This window comes from Achromobacter sp. JCM 18799, assembly GCF_055395645.1.
Genome location: NZ_AP043866.1, coordinates 3,323,210 through 3,345,436 on the forward strand (window position 1 = coordinate 3,323,210; position 22,227 = coordinate 3,345,436).

The following is a 22,227-nucleotide window of genomic DNA, read 5'->3' on the forward strand; positions in this document are numbered from 1 at the left end:
CAAAGACTGCGGACAGCTTTCGTTATATATTGAACAACATAACGACTTCATTAACAGTTTAATAATCCCGCGGACGACGCAACCCCGACCATGCACGCCGTTTCCATCGCCCCCGCACCAGCCCCGGCCGACAGCGCCGGTCCCACATTGCGGTTCGCCGGCGCGCTGCTGCGCCATGCGCCGCCCGGCCATCCCGACGCGGGATTCTTCGCCACGGTCATCGGCAAGAGCCTGGCCTGCGGCGACCTGGGACGCTGCGGCCTGTCGTCCCGGGAACTGGAAGGCCTGATCGCGCGCCTCTTCCCCGGCGCGCTGACGGGCCATGATCCCGCGCTGGCGGACTTGCGCGAGCAAGCCGCCATCTACCCGGCCCGCGGCATGGATGCCGCTCAAACCGAATTCACGCGTCTGTTGCGCGCGCTGCTGGACACCTGGGCCGCCCCCGGCGCGGGGACCACGCCCTGGGTCAGCAGCGTGCTGACCCAGGCCTGTCTGCGGCCCGACCATCTGTGGCGGGACCTGGGCCTGTCGGGCCGCGAGGACGTGACTTTCCTGCTGGCGCGCCACTATCCGGGACTGGTGGTGCGCAATGTGCGCAACCTGCGCTGGAAGCAGTTCCTGGCCTATTCCGCCTGTGAACAGGCGGGCCTGCCGCCGGCCGCGGCGCCAGGCTGTCCGGCCTGCGAGGACTATGGCTTCTGCTATCCGGACATGCCGGACTGAGGCCCGGCTTCAGAACCGGTACGTTGCCCCCAGGCCCGCTCCCAGACTGCGCCCGGTTGCCGGTTCGTAGTAGCGCCCATTGGTCTCGTTGACGATCACGGACCCGGCGTAGCGGCGGTCGAACAGATTGTCCACGCGACCATAGGCGTTCAGTTCCCAGGCCCCCGCCTTGAACACATAGCCCGCGCTCAAGGCCGCCACGAAATAGGCGGGCGCATCGCCGTCGTTGGCGTCGTTCACGTAGATCTTGCTGAGGAAACGCCCTTCCACCGTGGCCTGCCAACCTTCGGGCGGCGCCCAGGCCAGCGAGGCGAAGGCGGCCTGGCGCGCGATGCCGGGGATCTTGTTGCCGGCGCGGATGTCGCCGGGTCCGTCATCGGCATAACGCGCATTCAGCCAGGTATAGGCGAGCTGCGCGCGGCCGTGGCGGGCGAATTCGCCGGACCAGCCCAGTTCCACGCCGTCGCGCCGCGTGCGGCCGGCGTTCTGGTACGTGGTCCGTCCGCCCGAGCTGCCCGCGGAGACGATCTCATCTTCGGTGCCCGTATGGAACACGGCGGCCGTCAGCAGGCCGCCTGCCAGGTTCGCCTTCACGCCGGCTTCCAGGTTGGTGCTGAGCGCGGGGGCCAGCCCGAAATTCAAGCCGGGCTGGCCCCCGGGCCGATACGAGATCTCGTTGAGCGTCGGCGTCTCGAAGCCCCGGCCATATGACGCGTAGAAGCTCAGATCGGTGTCCGGCGCATAGCGGATGGCCGCCACCGGCAAGGCCTTGCGATAGCGCGCGTCGCCGCTGTCGTCGACGTTGCCCGGCGCGAGGTAGTGGTCGTTGGAATCGAAGCTGACGGTGCTGAAGCGCAAACCCGCGTCCAGCGTCCAGCGCGGCGACACCTGCCAGGAAGCCTGCAGATAAGGATCGGCGTTGTAGACGGTATTGGTCTCGTCGCGCCGCAGCGCCCCCTGCACGCCCAGTTGGCGGCTGGCGCCTGCGCCGGTGTAGTTCTGGTAGCCCTTGCGGTCTTCGCGCATGGAATCGTAGGAAAAGCCGCCGATCACGGTCAGCGGCCGGCCCGCCATCGTCAGCTCGGAGGTCCAGCGCAGGTCCGCCCCGCCGTATTGCCGCTTCAGGTCGATGACGCCGCCGGCCTGGGTGGGCGCCGTCTGCGCGGCAGGAGGAATGGCTTGGTACTGCGTGGTGTCGCGCTGGCCGTAATAGACCATCACCCGCAAGGTATTGCGGCTGTCGACCTGGCGCTCGTAGATCGCCCCGCCCTGGGTCTGCCTGACCGTCTTGCGGGTGTCGTACTGCTCGGCCAGCGGCGCCGCGCGCGGATCGTCCTGGAACTGTTGATAGGTCAGGCCCAGCGGATCCTGGGCCTTGAGATCCACGCTGTTGGCCACGAGAGTCAGGCGGCTGGCGTCGTCCAGCTGCAGGCCCAGCTTGGCGTTGCCCAGGTTCTTGCGGGCGGCGCTGTGGTCGCGGTAGCCGTCGGTGGTGAAACGGGTCAGGTCCAGCACGTAGTCCAGTCCGCCGCTGGCGCCGTTGGCGCGGGCGCCGTAGCGCCAGGTGCCGTAGCTGGCGCCCCAGCCGCTGGCCGTGAGCGACGGCGGCGCCACGCCATCCTCGGTCGACACCTGGATCACGCCGCCCGAGGAATTGCCGTACAGCGCCGAAAATGGCCCCCGCAGCACTTCGACGCTGCCGATGGAGCCTATGTCGATGTTCGAGGTCTGCCCTTGCCCGTCCGGCATGGTGGCCGGGATGCCGTCCACGTACAGGCGCACGCCGCGCACGCCGAAGGTGGAGCGCGCGCCAAAGCCGCGGCTGGAGATCTGCAGGTCCTGCGCGTAGTTCTGGCGGTTCTGGATCTGCAGGCCGGGTACGCCGGCCAGACCCTCGGACAGGTTGATGCCCGGCTGCTGCAGGCGCATGGCCGCACCCTCCACCACGTTGACCGAAGCGGGGGTATCCAGCACCGCGGTACCCAGGCGCGTGCCCGTCACCACCACCGCGGGCAGGAGCGGTTCGGCTTCCTGCGCCCAGGCGATTCCGGCCGGCAACGACGCCAGCAGGCCATGCACGGCCCAATGCCCCACGCCCGTACGCCACCACTGCCGCTGCGCCAAACACGCCTCCTGTAGGGGCCGCGGCGGGAATCGGTTCTAATACCCGCCATGGATAACTTGCAAGACATCGAACGCCGCCTGCTGGAGCTGGAGGTCAAGGCCAGCTTCTCGGACGATATGCTGGAACAGCTCAACCAGATCATCGTGCGCCAGCAACAGCAGATAGACCGGCTGATGCGCGAAGTGGCCGACCTGCGCCAGCAGGCGCCCGAGGGCGGCGCCCCCTTCCGCAGCCTGCGCGACGAAATACCGCCGCACTACTGACGCTGCGCCTACGGTACGGGCGGCGCGTCCGCGCTGCCTTCCCCCTATCAACGCCCCAAACCGCATGGAATCGCCGTATTCCAGACTTGCTCACGCCTGAAAATCCGTCCCCAATTCCATCAATGGAAAATATATCCTAATAAATTAGCTATCTTTCCACTGATGGGAATATCTTTTACCGATATACGGGTTTATCCCTAGTCCGATTCAGCGCACTATTGAGCCATCGGGAAACAGCAACGAACCAGACGGATAGGCCGCCGATTCGCTCCCAAAGCTCTTGAAATCGGAGATTTACCATGAAGACCCTCGCTACCGCTTTGATGATGTCCCTGGCCGCGCTAAGCGCCGGCGCCTACGCCGCCTCGCCCAACATCGAACCCAACAACGTCCCGTTCCAGGGCGTCTACGGCACGCCTTATGAAGGCCCGACCCGCGCCCAGGTGCAGGCCGAACTGGCCGCTGCCAAGGCTGCCGGCCAGATGGCTGAAGTGGAACCGAACAACGTGCCCTTCCAAGGCGTCTACGGCACGCCCCACACCGGCAAGACCCGCGCTGAAGTGCGCGCCGAACTGGCCGCCGCCCGCGCTGCCGGCCAGATGGCCGATGTGGAACCGAACAACGTGCCCTTCCAAGGCGTCTACCACGCCAACTGAGCGCACGCGGATTTACCCCTCCCCTTGTTGTACCTTGGCCGCCAGCTTCTGGCGGCCTTTTTTCGCCTGCGCAAGGCATTGTTCCATCCGTTCGCGTACTATCGCCCCAAGATCAGGCATAACACTACGACTCAACAGGGAGCCCATCTTGAAACACACTCGCGTTCTCGCCTCTTTGCTGGTGGCTTGCGGCATTGCCGCGCCGGCCTTTGCCGCACCTCCGGTGATGCTGAACAATGCCATCATCACGCAGATCCCCAAGGCCGATCAGCCCTCCTACCGTGACGCCGTGGTGCAGGCGCTGAACAACTCGGCCGACGGCCAGCGCACCCAGTGGAGCAGCACGCACCAGCCGCGCAAGGCGCCGCCCATCACGGTGCAGCTGACCCCCACGCAGACCAGCAAACTCAAGGACGACCGCGTCTGCCGCTTCCTGGTTGGCGATTTCGCCCGCGGCGCCACCACCGAAAAGTGGCAGTTCTGGTTCTGCAAGCAGCCGGACGGCACCTGGAAGGCCAGCAGCAACTAAGCGCGCCGGACTCCAGCGCCCGAGCGCATAAAAAACGCGCCGCTCCATCCAGGGATGGGGCGGCGCGTTTTTTTCGCCTGGTCCGCGTGCCGCAAGGGCGCGCAAGCAGGATCAGGCCGAGGCTTCGACGCGGTTGGCGTCCAGCACCGTCATCGCGGTCATGTTGATGATGCGGCGCACGGTGGAGCTGGAGGTCAGGATGTGCACCGGGGCGTTGGCGCCCAGCAGGAACGGACCCACTGCCACGTTGCCGCCTGCGGCCGTCTTCAACAGGTTGTAGGCGATGTTGCCCGAGTCCACGTTCGGGCACACCAGCAGATTGGCCTCGCCCTTGAGCGAAGACGAGGGCAGGATGCGCATGCGCAGCGCTTCGTCCAGCGCGCAATCGCCGTGCATTTCACCGTCGATCTCAAGTTCCGGCGCGGCCTGGCGCACCAGTTCCAGCGCGCGGCGCATCTTCGCGCCCGAGGCCGAACTGCCCGAACCGAAGTTCGAACGCGACAGCAGCGCGACTTTGGGCGCCAGGTTCATGCGCGCCATTTCCTGCGCCGCCATCACCGTGAACTCGGCGATCTGCTCGGCCGAGGGTTCATCGTTGACGTGCGTGTCCACCAGCACCACCGTGCGCTCGTTGAGCAGCAGGATGTTCATGGCGGCGTACACGTTGTGGCCAGGACGGCGGCCGATGACCTCGTCCACGAAGCGCAGGTGATCGTGGTACGCGCCCACCGTGCCGCAAACCATGCCGTCGGCGTCGCCCAGGTGCACCATCATCGCGCCGATCAGGGTCAGGCGGCGACGCATTTCCACGCGCGCCATTTCCTTGGTGATGCCGCGGCGGCACATCAGTTCCCAGTACGTGGTCCAGTACTGGTGGAAGCGTTCGTCGTATTCCGGGTTGGTGACTTCGACGTCCTCGCCCAGACGCAGGCGCAGGCCGAACTTCTCGATGCGCGACAGCAGGACGGCGGGACGGCCCACCAGGATGGGGCGGGCCAGGCCTTCATCGACGATCACCTGCACCGCGCGCAGCACGCGCTCGTCTTCGCCTTCCGTGAACACGATGCGAGACTTGCCGCCTTCGCGCACGATGCGCTTGGCCGCCGAGAACAGCGGCTTCATGAAGGCGCCCGAGTGGTACACGAACTGCTGCAGCTGCTCTTCGTAGGCTTCCAGATCGGCCAGCGGACGCGTCGCCACGCCGCCTTCCATTGCGGCCTTGGCCACCGCCGGGGCGATGCGCACGATCAGGCGCGGATCGAAGGGCTTGGGAATCAGGTATTCAGGACCGAACGAAATATCGTAGGTGCCATAGGCCGCGGCCACCACTTCGTTCTGCTCTTCCTCGGCCAGCTCGGCAATGGCGTACACCGCCGCCTTTTCCATTTCGCGGGTGATGGTGGTGGCGCCCACGTCCAGCGCGCCGCGGAAGATGTAGGGGAAGCACAGCACGTTGTTGACCTGGTTCGGGTAGTCCGAACGGCCGGTCGCCATGACCACGTCGTCGCGCACCGACTGCGCCACTTCCGGCAGGATCTCGGGCGTGGGGTTGGCCAGCGCCAGGATCAGCGGGCGCGGACCCATGGCCGCGACCATTTCCGGCTTGAGCACGCCGCCGGCCGACAGGCCCAGGAACACGTCGGCGTCCTGGATCACTTCGGCCAGCTTGCGGGCGTCGGTCTTCTGCGCGAAGCGCGCCTTGTCCGGGTCCATCAGCACGGTGCGGCCTTCGTAGACCACGCCTTCGATGTCGGTGACCCAGACGTTTTCCAGCGGCAGGCCCAGGTCCACCATCAGATCCAGGCAGGCCAGCGCGGCGGCGCCTGCGCCCGAAGTCACCACCTTGACCTGCTTGATGTCCTTGCCCACGACCTTCAGGCCGTTGATGAAGGCTGCCGAAACGGTGATGGCCGTGCCGTGCTGGTCGTCATGGAAAACGGGAATCTTCATGCGCTCGCGCAGCTTGCGCTCGACGGTGAAGCACTCCGGAGCCTTGATGTCTTCGAGGTTGATGCCGCCGAAGGTGGCTTCCAGGCCCGCGATGATCTCGACCAGCTTGTCCGGGTCGGTCTCGTTGATTTCGATGTCGTACACGTCCAGGCCGGCGAACTTCTTGAACAGCACCGCCTTGCCTTCCATCACCGGCTTGGAGGCCAGCGCGCCGATGTTGCCCAGGCCCAGCACCGCGGTGCCGTTGGTGATCACGCCCACCAGGTTGCCGCGGCCGGTGTACCGGTACACATTGGCCGGATCGGCCACGATTTCTTCACAGGCCGCCGCCACGCCGGGCGAGTACGCCAGGGCCAGGTCGCGCTGGTTGACCAGCGGCTTGGACGCCACGACGGAGATCTTCCCCGGGGTGGGGAACTCGTGATAGTCCAGTGCTGCCTGGCGATCCGATTGCGTATTCATGGGGCTGAGCCTCCTAGTCTTGATATAGGAAAAATTCTAGGCTCCAATACATAAGCAGATCATTCAACTTTAATATCGTCCCATAATCTTTACCTTATGCATCGCCTATGACAGCCTTTGATCCGGACCTGGTTATCCGGAAACTGACCTCGCGGCTGAAGATGCGCCACCTGGTGCTGCTGCTGCAGATCGAGCAGCACGGCTCGCTGACCCGGGTGGCCGAACACATGGCCACCAGCCAGCCGGCCGTGACCAATGCCCTGGCCGAACTGGAAAGCATGTTCGACGTGCCCCTGTTCGAACGCTCGGTGCGCGGCATGACGCCCACGCCCCTGGGCGCGGTGGTGCTGGCGCGGGCCCGCGCCCTGGTCCAGGACCTGGGCCATCTGGTCCAGGAAATGGAGGCCGTGGCGGCCGGCCATGCCGCCCATCTGCACATCGGCGTCATCCCCTTCGTGTCCGGCCAGATGCTGTCGTCCGCCATCAGCCGCACCCTGCCCCAGGGCCGCCGCATCACCGCCACCATCCACGAAGGCCAGGGGCCGGCGCTGCTGCGGCAGCTGCGCGACCACACGCTGGACCTGGTGGTGGGCTGGGCCACGCCTTCGGTGGACATGGACAACCTGGGCTTCGAGGTGCTGTACCACCAGCAGCCGCGCCTGATCGCCAGCCGCCGGCTGGCCGCCCGCCTGGGCCGCTCGCGGCTGGAATGGAACCGGCTGGCCGACCTGGACTGGATCCTGGGCACGCCGGACAGCCCGATCCGCGAACAGGTGTCCGAGATCTTCCTGCGCGCCGGGCTGGCGCCCCCGACGCCGTCGGTGCAAAGCGACTCGTCCAAGCTGATCGGCGAAATGATCGTGGCCAGCGACCGCGCCGTCGCCATCCTGCCCGCCGACATCGCCGACGAACTGGTGCGCATCGCGGGCGCGGCCATCGTGCCGTATTCCTTCGACTGGACCCTGCCGCCGATCGCGCTGTTCACGCGCGCCGACGGTCTGCGCCGCAACGTCGACGCGCTGTTCGCCGCCGCGCTGCGCGAGGCCTATACCAAAGGTGCGCGGCCGCCCGCCTGATCCGCGCCCAGCGGGAAAATTGCCAACAAATGCAAATACGCTCGCGCCGCGGCGGCGCGCCCTCCTATACTTCCCGCGCCAAGCAACAAGCAGGAGGGCACGCAGTTTGTTCACACTTCCGCCTATCAACCCGGGCCGCGGCGCAATCGCCCTCCTCACCCTCGCCGCGCTTGCCGGATTGTCCGGCTGCAATTCGCTGCTGAACGAAGGCACGGGCGCCGCGGCCGGTATCGCCGGCACCGCCATCGCCAACAAGGTCACTGACAACGCCACCGTCGCCACCGGCATCGGCCTGGGCGTGCAGGCCGGCGCCAAGGCCGCGCTGGCCTACGCCCAGCGCAAGACCCGCGGCGAAGAACAGGACGCCATCGCCATGGCCGCCGGCCCGCTGGCGGTCGGCAAAGTGGCCAACTGGCAGGTCAAGCACGAGCTGCCCATCGAAAGCGACGCGCAAGGCCAGGTCACGGTCAGCCGCCTGATCGGCGGCGTGGACCTGGAATGCAAGGAAGTGGTCTTCTCCATCGACACGCCGGCCGACAAAGCCGGCGCCGATCCGCAACGCGAGTTCTACGTCACCACCGTGTGCCGCGACGGCAAGCACTGGCGCTGGGCCAGCGCCGAACCCGCCACGGCCCGCTGGGGCTCGCTGCAGTGAGGCGCGCCGCAAGCCTGCTGGCGCTGGCCGCCTGCCTGGGCCTGGCCGGCTGCCAGAGTTCCTCCATCGGCGGCGCGGCGGGCGCCGTGGTCGGCACCGTCAGCGGCGCCGCCACCGCCAATCCGGTCGCGGGCTACGCCATCGGTGTCACGGTGCAGGCGGCGGTGGATGCCACTGTGAAATACGTGCTGCGCGAGTGGAAGAACGACCAGCAGAACGTCATGGCCAATGCGGCGGGCGCCCTGCCCATCGGCCAGGTGCGCCAGTGGGAAATCCGCCACGCGCTGCCGGTGGGCAGCGAGCGCGGCGGCATCCAGGTGGTGCGCGACATCGCCACGCCCTTGACCCACTGCCGCGAAGTGCTGTTCACGGTGGAGCAAAAGGACGCGCCCGCGCCCGCCTACTCCAGCATGATCTGCCAGCAGCCGGGCGGCCAGTGGAAGTGGGCCGCGGCCGAACCCGCGGTAGCGCGCTGGAACGGCCTGCAATAGCCTGAACGCGGGGCCGCCGGCCCCTTGATCGCGCCCGGGCGGGCGGGTGATACTGCCTGCAAGCCCCTTATCCCAGACTCCCCATGAACGCAGGCCAGTTCGTCATGCAGCGCAGCGCCCTCGCCGGCGTGCAGGCCGTGGCCGCGCACAGCCGGCATGCGTTCGCGCGCCACACGCACGAGCAGTTCGGCATCGGCGTCATGCGCCAGGGCGCCCAGGTCTCGCACAGCGGCCGCGGCCAGGTCGAGGCCGGCCCCGGGCACGTGATCACGGTGAACCCGGGCGAAGTGCATGACGGCGCCCCCATCGGCGATGGCGAACGCGCCTGGCAGATGCTGTATCTGGATCCCGAGGTGGTGGCGCAGGCCGCGGCCGAACTGGGCGCAAGCAGGCTCGGCTACGAATTCGAGCACCCCGCGCAGGACCGCCCCGCGCTGGCGCGCGACGTGCTGGCACTGTATGCCCAGGCCACCGCCGGCGCAGCGCCGCTGGCCTGCGATGCGCTGCTGCTGCGCATCCTGGCGCAGGCGCGCGACCGCGATGCCGAGCGCCTGGCCCGGCCTGCGCGCGCCACCCCCGACGCCATCCGCCATGCCCGCGCGCTGATCGACGACGACCCGGCGGCCTCGCTGTCGCTGGCCGACCTGGCCACGGCCAGCGGCCTGAGCCGCTACCAGGTGCTGCGGGCCTTTGCCCGCGACACCGGCCTCACGCCCCACGCCTACCAGGTGCAGCGGCGCCTGCTGCTTGCGCGCAGCCTGATCCGGCAAGGCTCGGCGCTGGCCGATGCCGCCGCCGCGGTCGGCTTTGCCGATCAGAGCCACATGACCCGGCTGTTCGTGCGCGCCTACGGCGTATCGCCGCGGCGCTACGCGCTGGCCGCGGCCTGATCCCTGCAATTTCGTTCAAGACCCGGCCGCGCCCGGCCGCTTAGCCTGTGCGCTGCTCTCTGAACAGGCGTGGATCGGATCATGAACAATCGAATGCGGGGCTATTGCTATCTGGCGGCCGCCATGGCGCTGGTGGGCAGCACGGTAGCCGCCAGCAAGATCATCGGCACGAGCTTGCCGCCCTTCACCGCGACGGCCTTGCGCTTCGCCATCGCCTTGCCCTGCTTCGCGCTGCTGATGGCGTTGACCGGCGCGCGCCTGCCGCGGCTGGAGCGGCGCGACTGGCTGCTGCTGGCCGTCCAGGCCATAGCCGGCAGCGTCGGCTACACCGCGCTGCTGATCGCCGGGCTGCAGCGCGCGTCGGCGGTGGACGGCGGCATCATCCTCGGCACCTTGCCGCTGGTCTCGGCCGCCATTGCCATCCTGCTGCTGGGCGAACGCCCGGGCAAGGCCACGCTGGCCGCCATCGTCGCCGCGGCCTTCGGCGTCTGGCTGATGATGCGCCATTCGGCCGGCCAAGGCGGCGCGCGCTCGCTGGCGGGCAACGCGCTGATCCTGGGCGCGGTGCTGTGCGAAGGACTATTCATCCTGTTGAACAAACGGCTGCGCCAGCCGGTGGCGCCGCTCGCGCTATCGACGCTCATGACGGGCTTCGGCCTGGCGTTCTCGGCCGTGGCGAGCGTGGCGGAAGCGCCCTGGAACCTGGACTTGCCCGCGCCGGCGGTGGCCGCGGTGGCCTACTACGCACTGGTGCCCACCGTGGGCGGCTTCCTGCTCTGGTATGCGGGCGCGGCCCGCGTCAACGGCGCCGAAGCCGCCTTGTTCACCGCGCTGGCGCCGGTGTCGGCGGTAGCGCTTGCCGCCGGACTGCTGGGCGAGTCCCTGGCTCCCGCGCAGTTGGCCGGCATGGCTTGCGTGCTGGGCGCGGTGCTGATGTTGGGCGGGTCCGGGCTGCGCTCGCGCGGCCGGCGGCTACGCGCCGAGCCCGCAGCCGCTGGCAAACAAGCCCACGGCGGGCCTAGCCGCGGCTGAAGGCCAGCGCAAACTCGTCGGAAAAAATATCGGCCAGCGAACGCCGCAACGCGGCCGCGCGCTCGGCGCCGTAAGCCGCCTCGAAGCGGCGCTGCGCATCCTTCCACAGCCGCTTGGATTCCGCCAGCTTGGCGCGTCCCGCATCCGTCAGCGCCACGCGGCGGCTGCGGCCGTCCAGCGGGTCGCGCGACATCTGCACGTAGCCGTCGCGCTCCAGCGGCTTGAGGTTGTGCGCCAGCGCCGACCGGTCCAGCACCATGATGCGCGCCAGGTCCGTCATCGACGGCGTGCCCGCGCGCGCGATGTGCACCAGGATGGAATGCTGCGACACCTTCAGGCCGCAGGGAGCCAGCACCGTGTCGTACAGCTGCGACACGCGCCGGGTCGCCTTGCGCAGCGCGGCGCCGTTGCAGACTAACGGATCGGGTGCAACGGAAGCGGCGGAAACGGAGGGCTGTTCGTCGGACATGACAGGCGCAGGAAGAGGAGGACGGCGAGGACTCAACGCTACCGCCGGCATGGACTCGAGTCTAGCTCAATCTTGACTTTTATTGGCATATGCACGTAAATATTCGAACGCCACCCAAGGGTTCCTTCCGATGTCCGCGCCCCCGCCGCCCCGTCCCGCCAACGCGCGCCTGCAGGCCATGCTGCACGCGCCCATCGGCCCCACGCTGGCGCGCCTGGCGTGGCCGAACATCCTGATGATGCTGGCGCAGTCCTCCACGGGATTGATCGAGACCTGGTTCCTGGCGCGCCTGGGCACGCCGGTACTGGCGGGCGTGGCCTTGGTGGTGCCGGTGTTGATGCTGATGCAGAACATGTCGCAAGGCGCGATGGGCGGAGGCATCTCGGCCGCGGTGGCAAGATCGCTGGGCGGCGGCCGGCAGCGCGAGGCGGACCAGCTGGTACTGCATGCCGTGGTGCTCAACGGCCTGCTGGGCCTGGCGTTCTGCGCACTGCTGCTGCTTGGCGGTCCGTGGCTGTACCGCGCACTGGGCGCCGAGGGAGAGGCGCTCGAGGCCGCCCTGGCCTACTCCGACGTCATCTTCGGCGGCATCGTCCTGATGTGGCTGATGAACGCGTTCGCCAGCGCCATCCGCGGCACCGGCAACATGCTGGTGCCCGGCGCCGTGATCTGCGGCGGCGCCCTGCTGCTGATCCCGCTGTCGCCGTGCCTGATCTTCGGCTGGGGGCCTTTTCCCGCGCTGGGCGTGGCCGGCGGCGGCTGGGCGCTGGTGATCTACTACGCCCTGGGCGCGCTGATCCTGGGCCTGTACTGCGCCAGCGGACGCAATGCCGCGCGGCTGGTGCCCAGCCGCCTGTATCCGGGCCTGATGCGCAACATCCTCAGCGTGGGCGCGCTGGCCACCATCAACCCGCTCCTGACCAACGCCCTGGTGGCGCTGACGGCGGCCCTGGTCGGCGCCTATGCCGGTACCGCGGCGGTCGCCGGCTACGGCATCGCGGTGCGCCTGGAATACCTGCTGATGCCCATCGCCTTCGGCTTGGGCGCGCCCATGGTGGCCATGGTCGGGTCCAACATCGGCGCGGGCCAGCCCGAACGCGCGCTGCGCATCGCCCTGACCGGCGGCGCGATGGCCTTTGTGCTGGCCGAGACCATCGGACTGGCGGCGGCGTTCTTCCCCGAGGCCTGGCTGCGCCTGTTCGGCGCGCAGGATCACATGCTGGAAGCCGGCGCCAGCTACCTGCGCACGGTCGGCCCGGTCTACGGCTTCTTCGCCCTGGGATTCTCGATGTACTTCGCCTCGCAGGGCGCCGGCCGCCTGAAATGGCCGCTGATTGCAGGCTTCCTGCGCCTGCTGCTCGGCATCGGCGCCGGCGCCATTGCCTTGCGCCTGACGGGATCGATGGGCCTGTTCTTCGCCATCGCGGCGCTGGCGATGTGCGTCTATGGCCTGGTCATCCTGGGCGCCGTCGCGTCGGGCTCCTGGTTCGACCGCCCGGCCCAGGGCTGGCGCCGGCTGTTCGCGCGCTCCTAGCGGTCCGGGCGCGCAGGCGCGTCGCGCAGCGCGTATTCCACCAGCGCTGCCGCGTAGGCCGGCAGCGTGTCGCGCACGCACAGCACCAGGTCGCGCGCGGCCCAATCGTCGGCCAGCGCCACGCGCCGCACGCCCGCGGCCCGGCCATAGCGCGCCGCCGCCACGCGCGGCACGATGGCAATGCCCACGCCCTGCCCCACCATCCGGCACACGGCATCGAAACTGCGCAACCGCACGCGGTACGACAAGGCCTTGCCGCCGCGGCGCGCGTGATGCGCGATGTGTTCCTGCAAGGCGCTGCCCTCGACCAGCCCGACGAACTCCTGGTCGGCCACGTCGGCCAGCAGCACCGACTGACGGCCGGCCAGCGCGTGCTCCGGCGGCACGATCAGCGTCAGGGGATCATGCCGGAAGGTCTGCGTGCGCAAGCCCTGCAGGTCAGCGGAATCCGCCAGCACGCCGATATCGCAGGTGCCTGCCCGCAACGCGTCGGCGATCTCGTGGCTCAAGCGTTCCTCCAGGTCCACCGAGACGCGGGGATGGTCCTTGAGAAACGCGCCCAGCACCGGCGGCAGGTATTCGCTCAAGGCCGTGGTGTTGCACAGCACGCGCACCAGCCCCTTCAATCCCAGGCCGTAATGGTCCAGCTCGCCGCGCATGCGGTCCATCTGCGCCAGCACCACGCGCGCATGGTGCGCCAGCGTGCGGCCCGCCGGCGTGGGCTCGACCCCGCGCGGCTCGCGCAGCAGCAGCGGCACGCCCAGCGTGTCCTCCATGCCGCGGATACGCTCGCTGGCCGATGCCAGCGTCATGTGGGAGCGCTTGGCTCCCGCGGTGATGGAGCCGGTTTCCTGTACGTTGAGGAATAGCCGCAGATCGGTGAGATCGAATCGCATGCGAAAAGCGTAGCACGGCAACCCTCAGGCTGTGCCATAGGCCAACTACGCAAGATCCCGATACCGGTTCCAGGGCGCCGCGGATGACAATCAAGTCTCGCCCCTTCCAATCCAGGGAAATTCCATGAAAACCATCACGCCGCAGCGCCCCCGGGTCCATTGGCCCACTCTTGTCCTGCTGGCCCTGAGCCTGCACGGCTCAGGCCTGGCCGTAGCCGGCAGCCTGGACCCGCACACCACGCCCGCGCAGAAATACGCGCTGGCGCTGGAAGCCCAGACCCAGGGCGACTACGCCGCCATGACACAGTGGCTGCGCGCGGCCGCCAGCGACGGTCACGCGCCAGCGCAGCGCATGCTGGGCATCGCGCTGCTGGGCGGCCCGGCGCTCTACGGAGAGTCCCTGCGCGCCGACCTGTGCGAGGGACGGCGGTGGCTGCTGCGCGCGGCCCGCCAGGACGGCAAGGGCGCGGACGATGTTGCCTACGCCCTGTTCGGCCGTCCGCGCGACGGCCTCACCGTCCCCTGCGAGCCCGCATGAACCTCTTGAACCTGTTTCCCGGCGGCACGCCGACGCTGCTTGCCGTCACCGTATCGGTATTCATCCTGGCCGGCGTGGTCAAGGGCGTCGTGGGGCTGGGACTGCCCACCATCTCCATGGCCATGCTGGCGCTGGTCATGGCCCCGGCCCAGGCCGCGGCATTGCTGATCGTGCCGTCCCTCATCACCAACCTCTGGCAGGCCCGGCCTTGGGCCACGCTGCCCCAGGTGCTGCGCCGCATCGGCGCCATGCAGGCCGGCGTCTGCGCCGGCACGATAGGCGGTGCGCTGTGGCTCGGTCCGCCTTCGGGGCATTGGGCCAGCGTATGCCTGGGGCTGGCGCTGGTGGCTTATGCCGCCTGGGGCCTGTTCGGCTCGCCGCCCAGGGCGCCGCGGCGCCATCAAGGGCTGGTGGGCGTGTCGGTCGGCGCCATTACCGGGGTCATCACCGCGGCGACCGGCGTGTTCGTCATCCCCGCGGTGCCTTATCTGCAAGCCCTGAACCTGGGCAAGGACGGCCTGATCCAGGCCATGGGCATCTCGTTCACGGTGTCCACGGTGGCGCTGGCGATCGGCCTGGGCGTCAACGGCGGCTACGCGCCCGAAGCCGCCGGCGCGTCCTTGCTGATGCTGCTGCCCGCGCTGGCCGGGATGGCGCTGGGCACATGGCTGCGCGGCAGGATGTCGGCGCAGGCATTCAAGCGCTGCTTCATGGTGAGCCTGGCACTTTTGGGCGCCTACCAGGCGGTGCAAGGCTGGACGGCCTGAGGCCGGCCGTCGGACGGAAAGTCAGGCGGCCATCCGCCTTTCGTCCACGAAGCCAATCGACACGGACATCTCGCGCCAGCGCGCCAACTCCTGCTGCACGGTCTGGATCTTGGCGCGCGCCTGGTCGAAGGCGTCGCGCCCCAGGAACAGGTGCAGGGGCGCATATTGCGCCTGGGCCGCGTTGATCAGCGTGCGCGCCATCTTGGCCGGATCTCCGTCCGCGTCGCGCGCCTGCGCATTGCGCGCCGCCCGCTCGGGCGCCTGCTCGCCGTCCGCGATGCGCAGCGCGCCTGGATAGACCAGCGACACCCGGATGCCGAACGGCGCGGCCTCGGCGGCCAGGGCTTCGGTCAGGCCGCTGACGGCGAACTTGGCGGCGCTATAGGCGCCCCAATCGGCCCGGCCGCCATCAAAGCCCAGGATCGACGAGATATTGAACACGTGGCCGCTGCGCTGCGCGCGCATACGCGGCAGGGCCGCGCGGATCACGTTCAGCGTGGCGAACACATTGATGTCGAAGGTGTCGCGCAAGTCCTCGTCCGGCAGGCTGTCCAGCGCGCCGCGCAGGCCATGGCCCGCGTTGTTCACCACCACGTCCAGCCCGCCGAAGGCTGTCACCGCGGCATCCACCGCGCGTTGCACCTTACGCTCATCGGCCAGGTCCACCGTCAGGGGCAGGAACCGCCCCTCCAGCTTGGCGCCCACCGCGTCCAGCAGCGCATCGCCGTCCTGCGAGGTCGCCGCGACCTTGTGGCCCAAGTCCAGCAACATCTTCACCAGGACCAGGCCCAGCCCCGCGGATGCGTCCGTCACCAACCAGATTTTTTCGGTATTCATGCGATTCCCTTCCCTTGCGTGTGCTGCCGGCAACGCGCCCGGCAGCGTGGCGGAGCCAGCGCATCCGCAATGGACGCGCCGCCCCGACCCTGGAAGAGATGGTAAGAATCGCCAGCCTGCGCGTACAGGCTCGTTCTTGCGTGAAACCTGCCTATTCCTGCAATGCTGTGTTCCGCTCGCGCTCAGCCCAACGCGCTGCGGTAGTGCTCGCTATCGAATGCCGGCGCGCTTGCCGCTTGCGGCGCGGCTGACGGTTCCTGCGCCGCGCCGGGCGTCTCGACGCCGAAGAGAGAGAGTTCCGCGTTGACCAATGCCAGTATGAAATTTGCCATGATGACTCCTAGGATTTTGCGTCCGGACCGGCGCGGGCCGCGCAGGTCTTATAGAGGACATGGGTGCCATGGTGCGGGCCTGGCCGCGCGCCGTCCATTTGCTTTACTCAATGGCGCCGATTGACGGGATGCAAGCCGGGAGACGTCCGGGCCTGGAATGACGGATAATTCGGGGTGTTTGCCGCAGCGCTGCGGGAAACAGCACTTTTCTTGGGCCTAGCGCCCGCCCGCATTCGGAGTCAGTCATGCATCGCGGTATCGAGGCGATCGAAAAATTCATGGAATCTGTCGGCCTGGCCTGGCGCCCCGGCTCGACCGCGCGCGCCGAACTCAAAGTCAGCTACCGCATCGGCAATACCCGTCCGCTGGGCATAGACCGCACGCTGGTCGAATTCCACTGCGATGCCAAGCGCGCCAAGGTCTGGGTGCCGGAATTCTCGCGCACCAGTTTTCATCAATGGTTCGAAGTGCCCTACCAGGAGTTCGAATTCACCCCTGGCGGCTCGATGCTGAAGATCAAGGCCCCGGCGCGCGGCAACGCCCCGCCGTACAGCGTGGGCATCAAGCCCCTGGCCTGAGGCCTGCCGCTGCCGCCCGCGGCGGCAGCGTCCATTACAGCTGCTTGTACATGATGGTGGTGCCGTCCAGCTTGGCGGCATCATGCGGATCGCGGCTGAAACCCGGTATCACTCCCACCGTCTGGTAGCCCTGCGACGCATACAGCGGCTCGGCGCTATCGCCCGTGCGCGTGTCCAGCGTGATCAGGCTGCGGCCCTGACGCACCGCCATGGCTTCCGCCTCGGCCAGCAGGGCGCGGGCGATGCCGCGGCGGCGAAAATCCGGATGCACCAGCAGCTTGCGCACCTCGGCGCGGTGGGGCTGATTGGGCGGCGTGTCCCAATCCAGCTGCACCGACCCCGCGACGCGTCCGTCCTGGCGCGCCACCCACAGCGCGGACTTGCCGCCGGCGATCGCCGGCAACACCTTGGCGCGCCAGAAGGCCTGCGCCTCGTCCGACGAATACGGCAGTACGAAGCTCACGCTGGCGCCGCCCTGCACGCAGGCGCGCAGCAGCTCGGCCAGCTCGGGCACGAGAACGTCGGCGGCATCCGCCGACAGCAGGGTCAATTCAGGATTCGGATGGGACATGATGGACTCAGACGATGAAGAGCAGATAACGGGCGCCGCAATGCGACGGGGTTGAGAATTCGCTGGCGCCAAACAGCTGGTAGCGCAGGCAGTCGCCCTGCGACAAGCCATGCGCCTGCCCGTCGACGGTGATGGCCAGTTCGCCTTCCAGCATCAGCAGATGGTGTTCAAGCCCCGGCCGGGGCGACCGCTCGTAGGCGATGCGCGTGCCGGGCTCCAGTTCGCACGCCAGCACCTCGCCCGCCAATTGCTGCGCGGGCGGTGACACCGAGCGGCGGCGGAATCCCGCACTGGCGTCCACCCACACGGCCTGCGCCTGCTGCGGCACCAGCGGCACGAAATCGTCCTCGACCATGAGCATCAGGCGCGACATGGTCATGCCATAGGCCGCGCACAGCTTGCCCAGCGCGCTGGCGGTCGGGCTGACCTCGGCGTTCTCCAGGCGGGACAGGGTGGCGCGGCTGAGACCGGCGCGGGCGGCCAGCTCGTCCAGCGACCAGTTGCGCTCCTGGCGCAACGCCTTGAGCCGGCCGGCGATGCGCCGGTCCAGATCGGCGTCGGGTTCGTTTGAATTTTCCATATTAGAGAATTTCTCTCAAATACGGAAATACGTCAAGCGCCGCGGACGAACCGCCGCCGCAACCAACCCGCGCCGCGATTTCGGCACAATACGGGTCATGCACCTGGCCAAACCCCTGATGATGACCGCCCTTTGCCTGAGCCTCCTGAGCGGCTGCGGCTTGCCGCCGCTGGACAACCGCAGCGTATCCCACGCCCTGACGCCCGAGGCGTCGCAGGACACCGCCCTGGGCCGGGCCATCGCGCCGCTGGCCGCCGAACATCCCGGCAAATCGGGCATCCACCCCCTGCCCGACGCCTACGACGCCTTCGCCGCCCGCATGCTGCTGGCGCGCGCCGCCGAACGCAGCCTGGACGTGCAGTACTACATCTGGCACAAGGACATGACCGGCACCATGCTGCTGGAAGCCCTGCACGTCGCGGCCGACCGCGGCGTGCGCGTGCGGCTGCTGCTGGACGACAACGGCACCTCCGGGCTGGACGAGGAACTGGCCGCCCTGGACGCGCATCCCAACATCGAGGTGCGGCTGTACAACCCCTTCGTGCTGCGCTGGCCCAAGTCCCTGGGCTACGTGACGGACTTCAGCCGCCTGAACCGCCGCATGCACAACAAGTCCTTCACCGCGGACAACCAGGCCACCATCATCGGCGGGCGCAACATCGGCGATGAGTACTTCGGCGCGGCCAGCGGCGTGCTCTTCACCGACCTGGACGTGCTGGCCATCGGCGCCGCGGTCAATGACGTGTCGACGGATTTCGACCGCTACTGGGCCAGCGACTCTGCCTACCCGGTAGACCGGCTGCTGAAGAAGACCAGCCCCGGCGAACTCGACGAACTGGAACAGGCCGCCACCCGGGTCGAGCGCTCTCCCGAAGCCGCCGCCTATGCCGACGCCATGCGCAAGCTGCCCTTCATCCAGCAACTGCTGCAAGGCCAGCTGACACTGGAGTGGGCCGACACGCGCATGGTCAGCGACGATCCGCGCAAGACGCTGGGCACCGCGCCACCCGAGGCGATGCTGCCGCATCAGCTGCATGAAATCATCGGCACCCCCACCACCGATCTCGAACTGGTGTCGCCCTATTTCGTGCCTACCGCCGTCGGCACCGAGTCCTTCGGACAAATGGCGCGCAGCGGCATCAAGGTCAAGGTCCTCACCAATGCGCTCGAAGCCACGGACGTCGCCGTGGTGCATTCCGGCTACGCCAAGCGCCGCAAGGACCTGCTGGCCAGCGGCGTGGAACTCTACGAAATGAAGCGCATGGGCGCCGAAGTCGAACGCAACAAGAGCATGGGCCCCTTCGGCAGCTCGGGCTCCAGCCTGCATGCCAAGACCTTCGCCGTCGACGGCCAGCGCATCTTCGTCGGCTCCTTCAACTTCGACCCGCGCTCGGCCAAGCTCAACACCGAACTGGGCTTCGTCATAGACAGCCCCACGCTGGCGCGCCGCATCGCCGACGCGTTCGACAATGACCTGCCCAAGTCCGCCTACCGCGTCTGCCTGGACGACAAGGGCCAGCTCTATTGGCTGGAGCAGCGCAACGGCGACACCATACGGCACGACACCGAACCCGGCACCACGGTGTGGCAGCGCCTGTCGGTCTGGTTCGTGTCGCTGCTGCCGCTGGAACCGCTGCTGTAGGCTGACATGGCTGCCAACCTGGACCTGTTTGGCGAGAACGGCGACGATGGCGCCGCGCACGGCGGGCGCGTCGTGCTCGGCCCGCAATCCGTGGTGCTGCGCGGTTTTGCCCTGCCCGTGATGGACGCCCTGCTCGCCGGGGTCGATGCCGTGACCGCCCAGGCGCCCTTCCGGCACATGGAAACGCCCGGCGGCTACACCATGTCGGTGGCGCTGACCAATTGCGGACAGCTGGGCTGGACCAGCGACGCGCGCGGCTATCGCTATGCGCGCATCGATCCGCTTTCCGGCCAGCCCTGGCCCGCCATGCCGCTGGCCTTTCTGCAGCTGGCGCAAGCCGCCGCGGCCGAGGCCGGCTTTCCCGGCTTCGAGCCCGACGCCTGCCTGGTCAACCGCTATGAGCCCGGCTCGCGCCTGTCGCTGCACCAGGACAGGAACGAACGCGACTACGGCGCGCCCATCGTCTCCGTGTCGCTGGGCATGCCCGCCATGTTCCTCTTCGGCGGCGACCAGCGCGCCGACAAGGCCAGCCGCACGCCGCTGTTCCATGGCGACGTGGCCGTATGGGGCGGCGTCGACCGGCTGCGCTACCACGGCATCATGCCCATCAAGGACCTGCCGCATCCGCGGCTGGGCAGCCAGCGCATCAACTTCACCATCCGCCGCGCCGGCTGAGCCCCCGCCGCGACATGAGGGTTCCCCGCGTCTGGCCGGCCGCGAGCGGCGGCTCTACTATTGCGCACCCCTCATGCTCCGCCTACCGGATTCCCATGCGCACACGCACCGCCCTGGCTTTGCTCTGCACCCTCGTATCGGCGCCTTGCTGGTCGGGCGAACCGCCCGCCCTGATCGAAAATTCACTGGGCATGACCTTTGTCCGCGTGCCGGCCGGTAGCTTCCAGATGGGCAGCGACGAAGCGCCCGAGGCGCTGGCGCGCGACTATCCGCTGTATCCGCCGGACCGCTACGCCCAGCTGTCCGATGAAGCGCCGGTGCATACGGTGCGCATCACCCGCCCGTTCTACCTGGAACGCACGGAAGTCACCGTGGGCCAGTTCCGCCGCTTCATCGAAGCTTCCGGGTACGTGCCGGAGTCGGAGGCCGACGGCACCGGCGGCTATGGCTACAACCCGCAGTACGCCCCCGACAAGTCCGAGCGCGGCGACGCCTTCGAAGGCCGCGACCGCCGCTACTCCTGGCGCAATCCGGGCTTTGCCCAAGGCGACGACCATCCCGTCGTCAACATCAGCTGGAACGACGCCACGGCGCTGGCCCGCTGGCTGACCCAGACCGAGGGCAAGGTCTACCGCCTGCCCACCGAGGCCGAATGGGAATACGCCTGCCGCGCCGGCACGCGCACCCGCTACCAGAACGGCGACGATCCCGCCGCCATGCCCGACGTCGGCAACGGCTTCGACGCCGACGCCGCGCCGCTCTGGCCCAAATGGCAGGCGCACGCTTCCGCCCGCGCCGACGGCCACGCTTTCACCGCCCCGGTCGCCAGCTACGCGCCCAATGCCTTCGGCCTGTACGACATGCACGGCAACGCCTGGGAATGGGTCTCGGACTGGTACGGCGAGGACTACTACGCGCATTCGCCGGTGGACGACCCGCAAGGCCCCGCCAGCGGCAACGTGCGCGTGCGCCGCGGCGGCTCCTGGCATACCTGGGCGCTGTACACGCGCGCCTCCTACCGCAACTGGAACACGCAGGAAACGCGCTATCCTCTGGTGGGACTGAGGCTGCTGCGGGAGGCGGATTGAAGCAAGACTGGATACTGCGCGCAGCGCCCTCGGGCCAGCTGGAGCGCATCGAGGCCTACTTCGGCGGTCCCGGCTACGGCATGCACCGCCACGACACCTACGCCATCGGCCGCACGCTGTCGGGCGTACAGAGCTTCCACTACCGCCGCGGGCTGCGGCACAGCCTGCCCGGCGGCACCATCGTGCTGCATCCCGACGAAGTCCACGACGGACAGGCCGGCACCGAGGCCGGTTTCCATTACCGCATGATCTACGTCGAGCCTGCGCTTATCCAGCAGATCCTGGGCGGACGGCCGCTGCCGTTCATCCCCGGCGGCATCTCGGCCGATCCGCGGCTGTACGCCGCCAGCGCCAGCCTGCTGCAGGACACGCATGAGTCCATCGACCCGCTGCAGGAAGACGACGCGCTGTACGAGCTGAGCCATGCCCTGTGCGCCGCGGCCGGCGGCAAGCCCGCGCGCCGCAGCGTCGACTACGCCGCCGCCGAGCGCGCGCGCCAGTACATCCACGCCTCGCTCGAACAGTCCATCACCCTGGAACAGCTGTCAGCGGCCGCAGGCACGGACCGCTGGAGCCTGTCGCGCGAGTTCCGCGCGCTGTTCGGCACCAGTCCCTACCGCTACGTAATGCTGCGCCGCCTGGACCAGGCCCGGCGCCTGATCGCCGCGGGCATGCCGCTGGCGCAAGCGGCCGCCGCGGCGGGCTTCACCGACCAGAGCCACCTGACGCGCCGCCACGCCCAGACCTACGGCATGGCGCCCGACCGCTGGCGCCGCATGCTGCGCCGCTGAGCCACTGGCCTGCGCGCAAGGCTGCACGATCGTACAAGACGGCGCCCGCCCGGCCTTCTATCCTTGGGTCTGCTCAA

General features: G+C 68.5%; 25 protein-coding genes. 17 read left to right on the forward strand and 8 right to left on the reverse strand.

Annotation, left to right across the window (positions count from 1 at the left end):
• The first annotated feature begins 90 nt into the window (after nucleotides 1–90).
• Nucleotides 91–723 (forward strand): nitrogen fixation protein NifQ, encoded by a 633-nt coding sequence (locus ACZ5YA_RS15680; RefSeq protein ID WP_251879485.1) that lies wholly within the window; start codon nucleotides 91–93, stop codon nucleotides 721–723.
• Between the two features lie 9 nt (nucleotides 724–732).
• Here ACZ5YA_RS15680 and ACZ5YA_RS15685 read toward each other — a convergent pair whose 3' ends face one another.
• On the reverse strand, nucleotides 733–2,817 hold the full coding sequence (locus tag ACZ5YA_RS15685) for a TonB-dependent receptor domain-containing protein (protein WP_464092852.1): 2,085 nt from the start codon (nucleotides 2,815–2,817) through the stop codon (nucleotides 733–735).
• A 78-nt stretch (nucleotides 2,818–2,895) separates the two neighbouring features.
• Here ACZ5YA_RS15685 and ACZ5YA_RS15690 point away from each other — a divergent pair, with 78 nt between their 5' ends.
• The 3 genes from ACZ5YA_RS15690 (at nucleotide 2,896) to ACZ5YA_RS15700 (ending at nucleotide 4,296) form a co-directional block, all read left to right on the forward strand.
• Complete coding sequence (locus ACZ5YA_RS15690; RefSeq protein WP_059377677.1) at nucleotides 2,896–3,111, forward strand: SlyX family protein; 216 nt, start codon at nucleotides 2,896–2,898, stop codon at nucleotides 3,109–3,111.
• Between the two features lie 299 nt (nucleotides 3,112–3,410).
• Nucleotides 3,411–3,767 carry a DUF4148 domain-containing protein gene (locus tag ACZ5YA_RS15695; protein ID WP_042794901.1) on the forward strand — a complete coding sequence of 119 codons (357 nt, stop codon included), beginning with the start codon at nucleotides 3,411–3,413 and terminating at the stop codon, nucleotides 3,765–3,767.
• A gap of 148 nt (nucleotides 3,768–3,915) precedes the next feature.
• Entirely contained in the window at nucleotides 3,916–4,296 is a 381-nt protein-coding gene (locus ACZ5YA_RS15700; RefSeq protein ID WP_118934919.1) for a hypothetical protein, read from the forward strand.
• A gap of 111 nt (nucleotides 4,297–4,407) precedes the next feature.
• Here the strand turns inward: ACZ5YA_RS15700 and ACZ5YA_RS15705 are convergent, their stop codons facing one another.
• A complete protein-coding gene (locus tag ACZ5YA_RS15705; protein WP_419340947.1) occupies nucleotides 4,408–6,708 on the reverse strand; it encodes an NADP-dependent malic enzyme in 2,301 nt (766 codons plus the stop codon).
• Between the two features lie 107 nt (nucleotides 6,709–6,815).
• Here ACZ5YA_RS15705 and ACZ5YA_RS15710 point away from each other — a divergent pair, with 107 nt between their 5' ends.
• From ACZ5YA_RS15710 to ACZ5YA_RS15730, 5 genes are all read left to right on the forward strand, one after another.
• Nucleotides 6,816–7,784, forward strand: coding sequence for a LysR substrate-binding domain-containing protein (locus ACZ5YA_RS15710; protein WP_464092744.1), 969 nt, complete (start codon nucleotides 6,816–6,818; stop codon nucleotides 7,782–7,784).
• Between the two features lie 106 nt (nucleotides 7,785–7,890).
• A complete protein-coding gene (locus ACZ5YA_RS15715; protein WP_118932981.1) occupies nucleotides 7,891–8,439 on the forward strand; it encodes a hypothetical protein in 549 nt (182 codons plus the stop codon).
• Nucleotides 8,436–8,930 carry a hypothetical protein gene (locus ACZ5YA_RS15720; protein ID WP_118932980.1) on the forward strand — a complete coding sequence of 165 codons (495 nt, stop codon included), beginning with the start codon at nucleotides 8,436–8,438 and terminating at the stop codon, nucleotides 8,928–8,930. The genes ACZ5YA_RS15715 and ACZ5YA_RS15720 overlap by 4 nt, the downstream gene beginning before the upstream one ends.
• Before the next feature lie 83 nt (nucleotides 8,931–9,013).
• The gene (locus tag ACZ5YA_RS15725; protein ID WP_059378845.1) at nucleotides 9,014–9,820 is read left to right on the forward strand and encodes an AraC family transcriptional regulator; all 807 of its coding nucleotides are present in this window, start codon (nucleotides 9,014–9,016) and stop codon (nucleotides 9,818–9,820) included.
• Between the two features lie 81 nt (nucleotides 9,821–9,901).
• Nucleotides 9,902–10,852, forward strand: a complete 951-nt coding sequence (locus ACZ5YA_RS15730; RefSeq protein WP_464092745.1) for a DMT family transporter — start codon at nucleotides 9,902–9,904, stop codon at nucleotides 10,850–10,852.
• Here the strand turns inward: ACZ5YA_RS15730 and ACZ5YA_RS15735 are convergent.
• Entirely contained in the window at nucleotides 10,839–11,321 is a 483-nt protein-coding gene (locus ACZ5YA_RS15735) for a MarR family winged helix-turn-helix transcriptional regulator (protein ID WP_059378842.1), read from the reverse strand. The genes ACZ5YA_RS15730 and ACZ5YA_RS15735 overlap by 14 nt on opposite strands.
• Nucleotides 11,322–11,451: 130 nt before the next feature.
• On the opposite strand from ACZ5YA_RS15735, the gene ACZ5YA_RS15740 reads away from it, so the two are divergent.
• On the forward strand, nucleotides 11,452–12,855 hold the full coding sequence (locus ACZ5YA_RS15740) for an MATE family efflux transporter (protein WP_118932977.1): 1,404 nt from the start codon (nucleotides 11,452–11,454) through the stop codon (nucleotides 12,853–12,855).
• Here ACZ5YA_RS15740 and ACZ5YA_RS15745 read toward each other — a convergent pair.
• Nucleotides 12,852–13,751 carry a LysR substrate-binding domain-containing protein gene (locus ACZ5YA_RS15745; protein WP_059378838.1) on the reverse strand — a complete coding sequence of 300 codons (900 nt, stop codon included), beginning with the start codon at nucleotides 13,749–13,751 and terminating at the stop codon, nucleotides 12,852–12,854. The two genes, ACZ5YA_RS15740 and ACZ5YA_RS15745, sit on opposite strands and share 4 nt — an antisense overlap.
• Nucleotides 13,752–13,875: 124 nt before the next feature.
• Between ACZ5YA_RS15745 and ACZ5YA_RS15750 the strand changes: the two genes are divergently transcribed.
• Nucleotides 13,876–14,289, forward strand: coding sequence for a sel1 repeat family protein (locus ACZ5YA_RS15750; protein WP_464092746.1), 414 nt, complete (start codon nucleotides 13,876–13,878; stop codon nucleotides 14,287–14,289).
• On the forward strand, nucleotides 14,286–15,056 hold the full coding sequence (locus ACZ5YA_RS15755) for a sulfite exporter TauE/SafE family protein (protein WP_059378834.1): 771 nt from the start codon (nucleotides 14,286–14,288) through the stop codon (nucleotides 15,054–15,056). Before ACZ5YA_RS15750 ends, ACZ5YA_RS15755 begins: the two co-directional genes overlap by 4 nt.
• A 21-nt stretch (nucleotides 15,057–15,077) precedes the next feature.
• Here the strand turns inward: ACZ5YA_RS15755 and ACZ5YA_RS15760 are convergent, their stop codons facing one another.
• Both ACZ5YA_RS15760 and ACZ5YA_RS15765 read right to left on the reverse strand, forming a co-directional pair.
• On the reverse strand, nucleotides 15,078–15,893 hold the full coding sequence (locus tag ACZ5YA_RS15760; protein WP_251879472.1) for an SDR family NAD(P)-dependent oxidoreductase: 816 nt from the start codon (nucleotides 15,891–15,893) through the stop codon (nucleotides 15,078–15,080).
• A gap of 182 nt (nucleotides 15,894–16,075) precedes the next feature.
• Nucleotides 16,076–16,225 carry a hypothetical protein gene (locus ACZ5YA_RS15765; RefSeq protein ID WP_165867857.1) on the reverse strand — a complete coding sequence of 50 codons (150 nt, stop codon included), beginning with the start codon at nucleotides 16,223–16,225 and terminating at the stop codon, nucleotides 16,076–16,078.
• Between the two features lie 245 nt (nucleotides 16,226–16,470).
• On the opposite strand from ACZ5YA_RS15765, the gene ACZ5YA_RS15770 reads away from it, so the two are divergent.
• Nucleotides 16,471–16,803, forward strand: a complete 333-nt coding sequence (locus tag ACZ5YA_RS15770) for a hypothetical protein (RefSeq protein ID WP_059378829.1) — start codon at nucleotides 16,471–16,473, stop codon at nucleotides 16,801–16,803.
• Nucleotides 16,804–16,837: 34 nt separating this feature from the next.
• Here ACZ5YA_RS15770 and ACZ5YA_RS15775 read toward each other — a convergent pair whose 3' ends face one another.
• A complete protein-coding gene (locus ACZ5YA_RS15775) occupies nucleotides 16,838–17,374 on the reverse strand; it encodes a GNAT family N-acetyltransferase (RefSeq protein WP_059378828.1) in 537 nt (178 codons plus the stop codon).
• A gap of 7 nt (nucleotides 17,375–17,381) precedes the next feature.
• Entirely contained in the window at nucleotides 17,382–17,954 is a 573-nt protein-coding gene (locus tag ACZ5YA_RS15780; RefSeq protein ID WP_464092747.1) for a helix-turn-helix domain-containing protein, read from the reverse strand.
• A gap of 97 nt (nucleotides 17,955–18,051) precedes the next feature.
• On the opposite strand from ACZ5YA_RS15780, the gene ACZ5YA_RS15785 reads away from it, so the two are divergent.
• From ACZ5YA_RS15785 to ACZ5YA_RS15800, 4 genes are all read left to right on the forward strand, one after another.
• Nucleotides 18,052–19,596: a phospholipase D family protein gene (locus ACZ5YA_RS15785; protein ID WP_118932973.1), complete on the forward strand. Its 1,545-nt coding sequence runs from the start codon at nucleotides 18,052–18,054 to the stop codon at nucleotides 19,594–19,596.
• 6 nt (nucleotides 19,597–19,602) lie between these two features.
• Entirely contained in the window at nucleotides 19,603–20,271 is a 669-nt protein-coding gene (gene alkB / locus ACZ5YA_RS15790; RefSeq protein ID WP_251879464.1) for a DNA oxidative demethylase AlkB, read from the forward strand.
• Nucleotides 20,272–20,366: 95 nt separating this feature from the next.
• The gene (locus ACZ5YA_RS15795) at nucleotides 20,367–21,359 is read left to right on the forward strand and encodes a formylglycine-generating enzyme family protein (RefSeq protein ID WP_464092748.1); all 993 of its coding nucleotides are present in this window, start codon (nucleotides 20,367–20,369) and stop codon (nucleotides 21,357–21,359) included.
• Nucleotides 21,356–22,150 carry an AraC family transcriptional regulator gene (locus ACZ5YA_RS15800; RefSeq protein WP_464092749.1) on the forward strand — a complete coding sequence of 265 codons (795 nt, stop codon included), beginning with the start codon at nucleotides 21,356–21,358 and terminating at the stop codon, nucleotides 22,148–22,150. Before ACZ5YA_RS15795 ends, ACZ5YA_RS15800 begins: the two co-directional genes overlap by 4 nt.
• Nucleotides 22,151–22,227: the final 77 nt, after the last annotated feature.

What these genes read in the sequence shown, in the direction of transcription:
- ACZ5YA_RS15680 (WP_251879485.1), top strand. Translation starts at nt 91, where the DNA reads ATGCACGCCGTTTCCATCGCCCCCGCACCAGCCCCGGCCGACAGCGCC.
- ACZ5YA_RS15690 (WP_059377677.1), top strand. Translation starts at nt 2,896, where the DNA reads ATGGATAACTTGCAAGACATCGAACGCCGCCTGCTGGAGCTGGAGGTC.
- ACZ5YA_RS15695 (WP_042794901.1), top strand. Translation starts at nt 3,411, where the DNA reads ATGAAGACCCTCGCTACCGCTTTGATGATGTCCCTGGCCGCGCTAAGC.
- ACZ5YA_RS15705 (WP_419340947.1), bottom strand. Translation starts at nt 6,708, where the DNA reads ATGAATACGCAATCGGATCGCCAGGCAGCACTGGACTATCACGAGTTC.
- ACZ5YA_RS15710 (WP_464092744.1), top strand. Translation starts at nt 6,816, where the DNA reads ATGACAGCCTTTGATCCGGACCTGGTTATCCGGAAACTGACCTCGCGG.
- ACZ5YA_RS15725 (WP_059378845.1), top strand. Translation starts at nt 9,014, where the DNA reads ATGAACGCAGGCCAGTTCGTCATGCAGCGCAGCGCCCTCGCCGGCGTG.
- ACZ5YA_RS15730 (WP_464092745.1), top strand. Translation starts at nt 9,902, where the DNA reads ATGAACAATCGAATGCGGGGCTATTGCTATCTGGCGGCCGCCATGGCG.
- ACZ5YA_RS15735 (WP_059378842.1), bottom strand. Translation starts at nt 11,321, where the DNA reads ATGTCCGACGAACAGCCCTCCGTTTCCGCCGCTTCCGTTGCACCCGAT.
- ACZ5YA_RS15740 (WP_118932977.1), top strand. Translation starts at nt 11,452, where the DNA reads ATGTCCGCGCCCCCGCCGCCCCGTCCCGCCAACGCGCGCCTGCAGGCC.
- ACZ5YA_RS15745 (WP_059378838.1), bottom strand. Translation starts at nt 13,751, where the DNA reads ATGCGATTCGATCTCACCGATCTGCGGCTATTCCTCAACGTACAGGAA.
- ACZ5YA_RS15750 (WP_464092746.1), top strand. Translation starts at nt 13,876, where the DNA reads ATGAAAACCATCACGCCGCAGCGCCCCCGGGTCCATTGGCCCACTCTT.
- ACZ5YA_RS15755 (WP_059378834.1), top strand. Translation starts at nt 14,286, where the DNA reads ATGAACCTCTTGAACCTGTTTCCCGGCGGCACGCCGACGCTGCTTGCC.
- ACZ5YA_RS15760 (WP_251879472.1), bottom strand. Translation starts at nt 15,893, where the DNA reads ATGAATACCGAAAAAATCTGGTTGGTGACGGACGCATCCGCGGGGCTG.
- ACZ5YA_RS15765 (WP_165867857.1), bottom strand. Translation starts at nt 16,225, where the DNA reads ATGGCAAATTTCATACTGGCATTGGTCAACGCGGAACTCTCTCTCTTC.
- ACZ5YA_RS15770 (WP_059378829.1), top strand. Translation starts at nt 16,471, where the DNA reads ATGCATCGCGGTATCGAGGCGATCGAAAAATTCATGGAATCTGTCGGC.
- ACZ5YA_RS15775 (WP_059378828.1), bottom strand. Translation starts at nt 17,374, where the DNA reads ATGTCCCATCCGAATCCTGAATTGACCCTGCTGTCGGCGGATGCCGCC.
- ACZ5YA_RS15780 (WP_464092747.1), bottom strand. Translation starts at nt 17,954, where the DNA reads ATGGAAAATTCAAACGAACCCGACGCCGATCTGGACCGGCGCATCGCC.
- ACZ5YA_RS15785 (WP_118932973.1), top strand. Translation starts at nt 18,052, where the DNA reads ATGCACCTGGCCAAACCCCTGATGATGACCGCCCTTTGCCTGAGCCTC.
- alkB (WP_251879464.1), top strand. Translation starts at nt 19,603, where the DNA reads ATGGCTGCCAACCTGGACCTGTTTGGCGAGAACGGCGACGATGGCGCC.
- ACZ5YA_RS15795 (WP_464092748.1), top strand. Translation starts at nt 20,367, where the DNA reads ATGCGCACACGCACCGCCCTGGCTTTGCTCTGCACCCTCGTATCGGCG.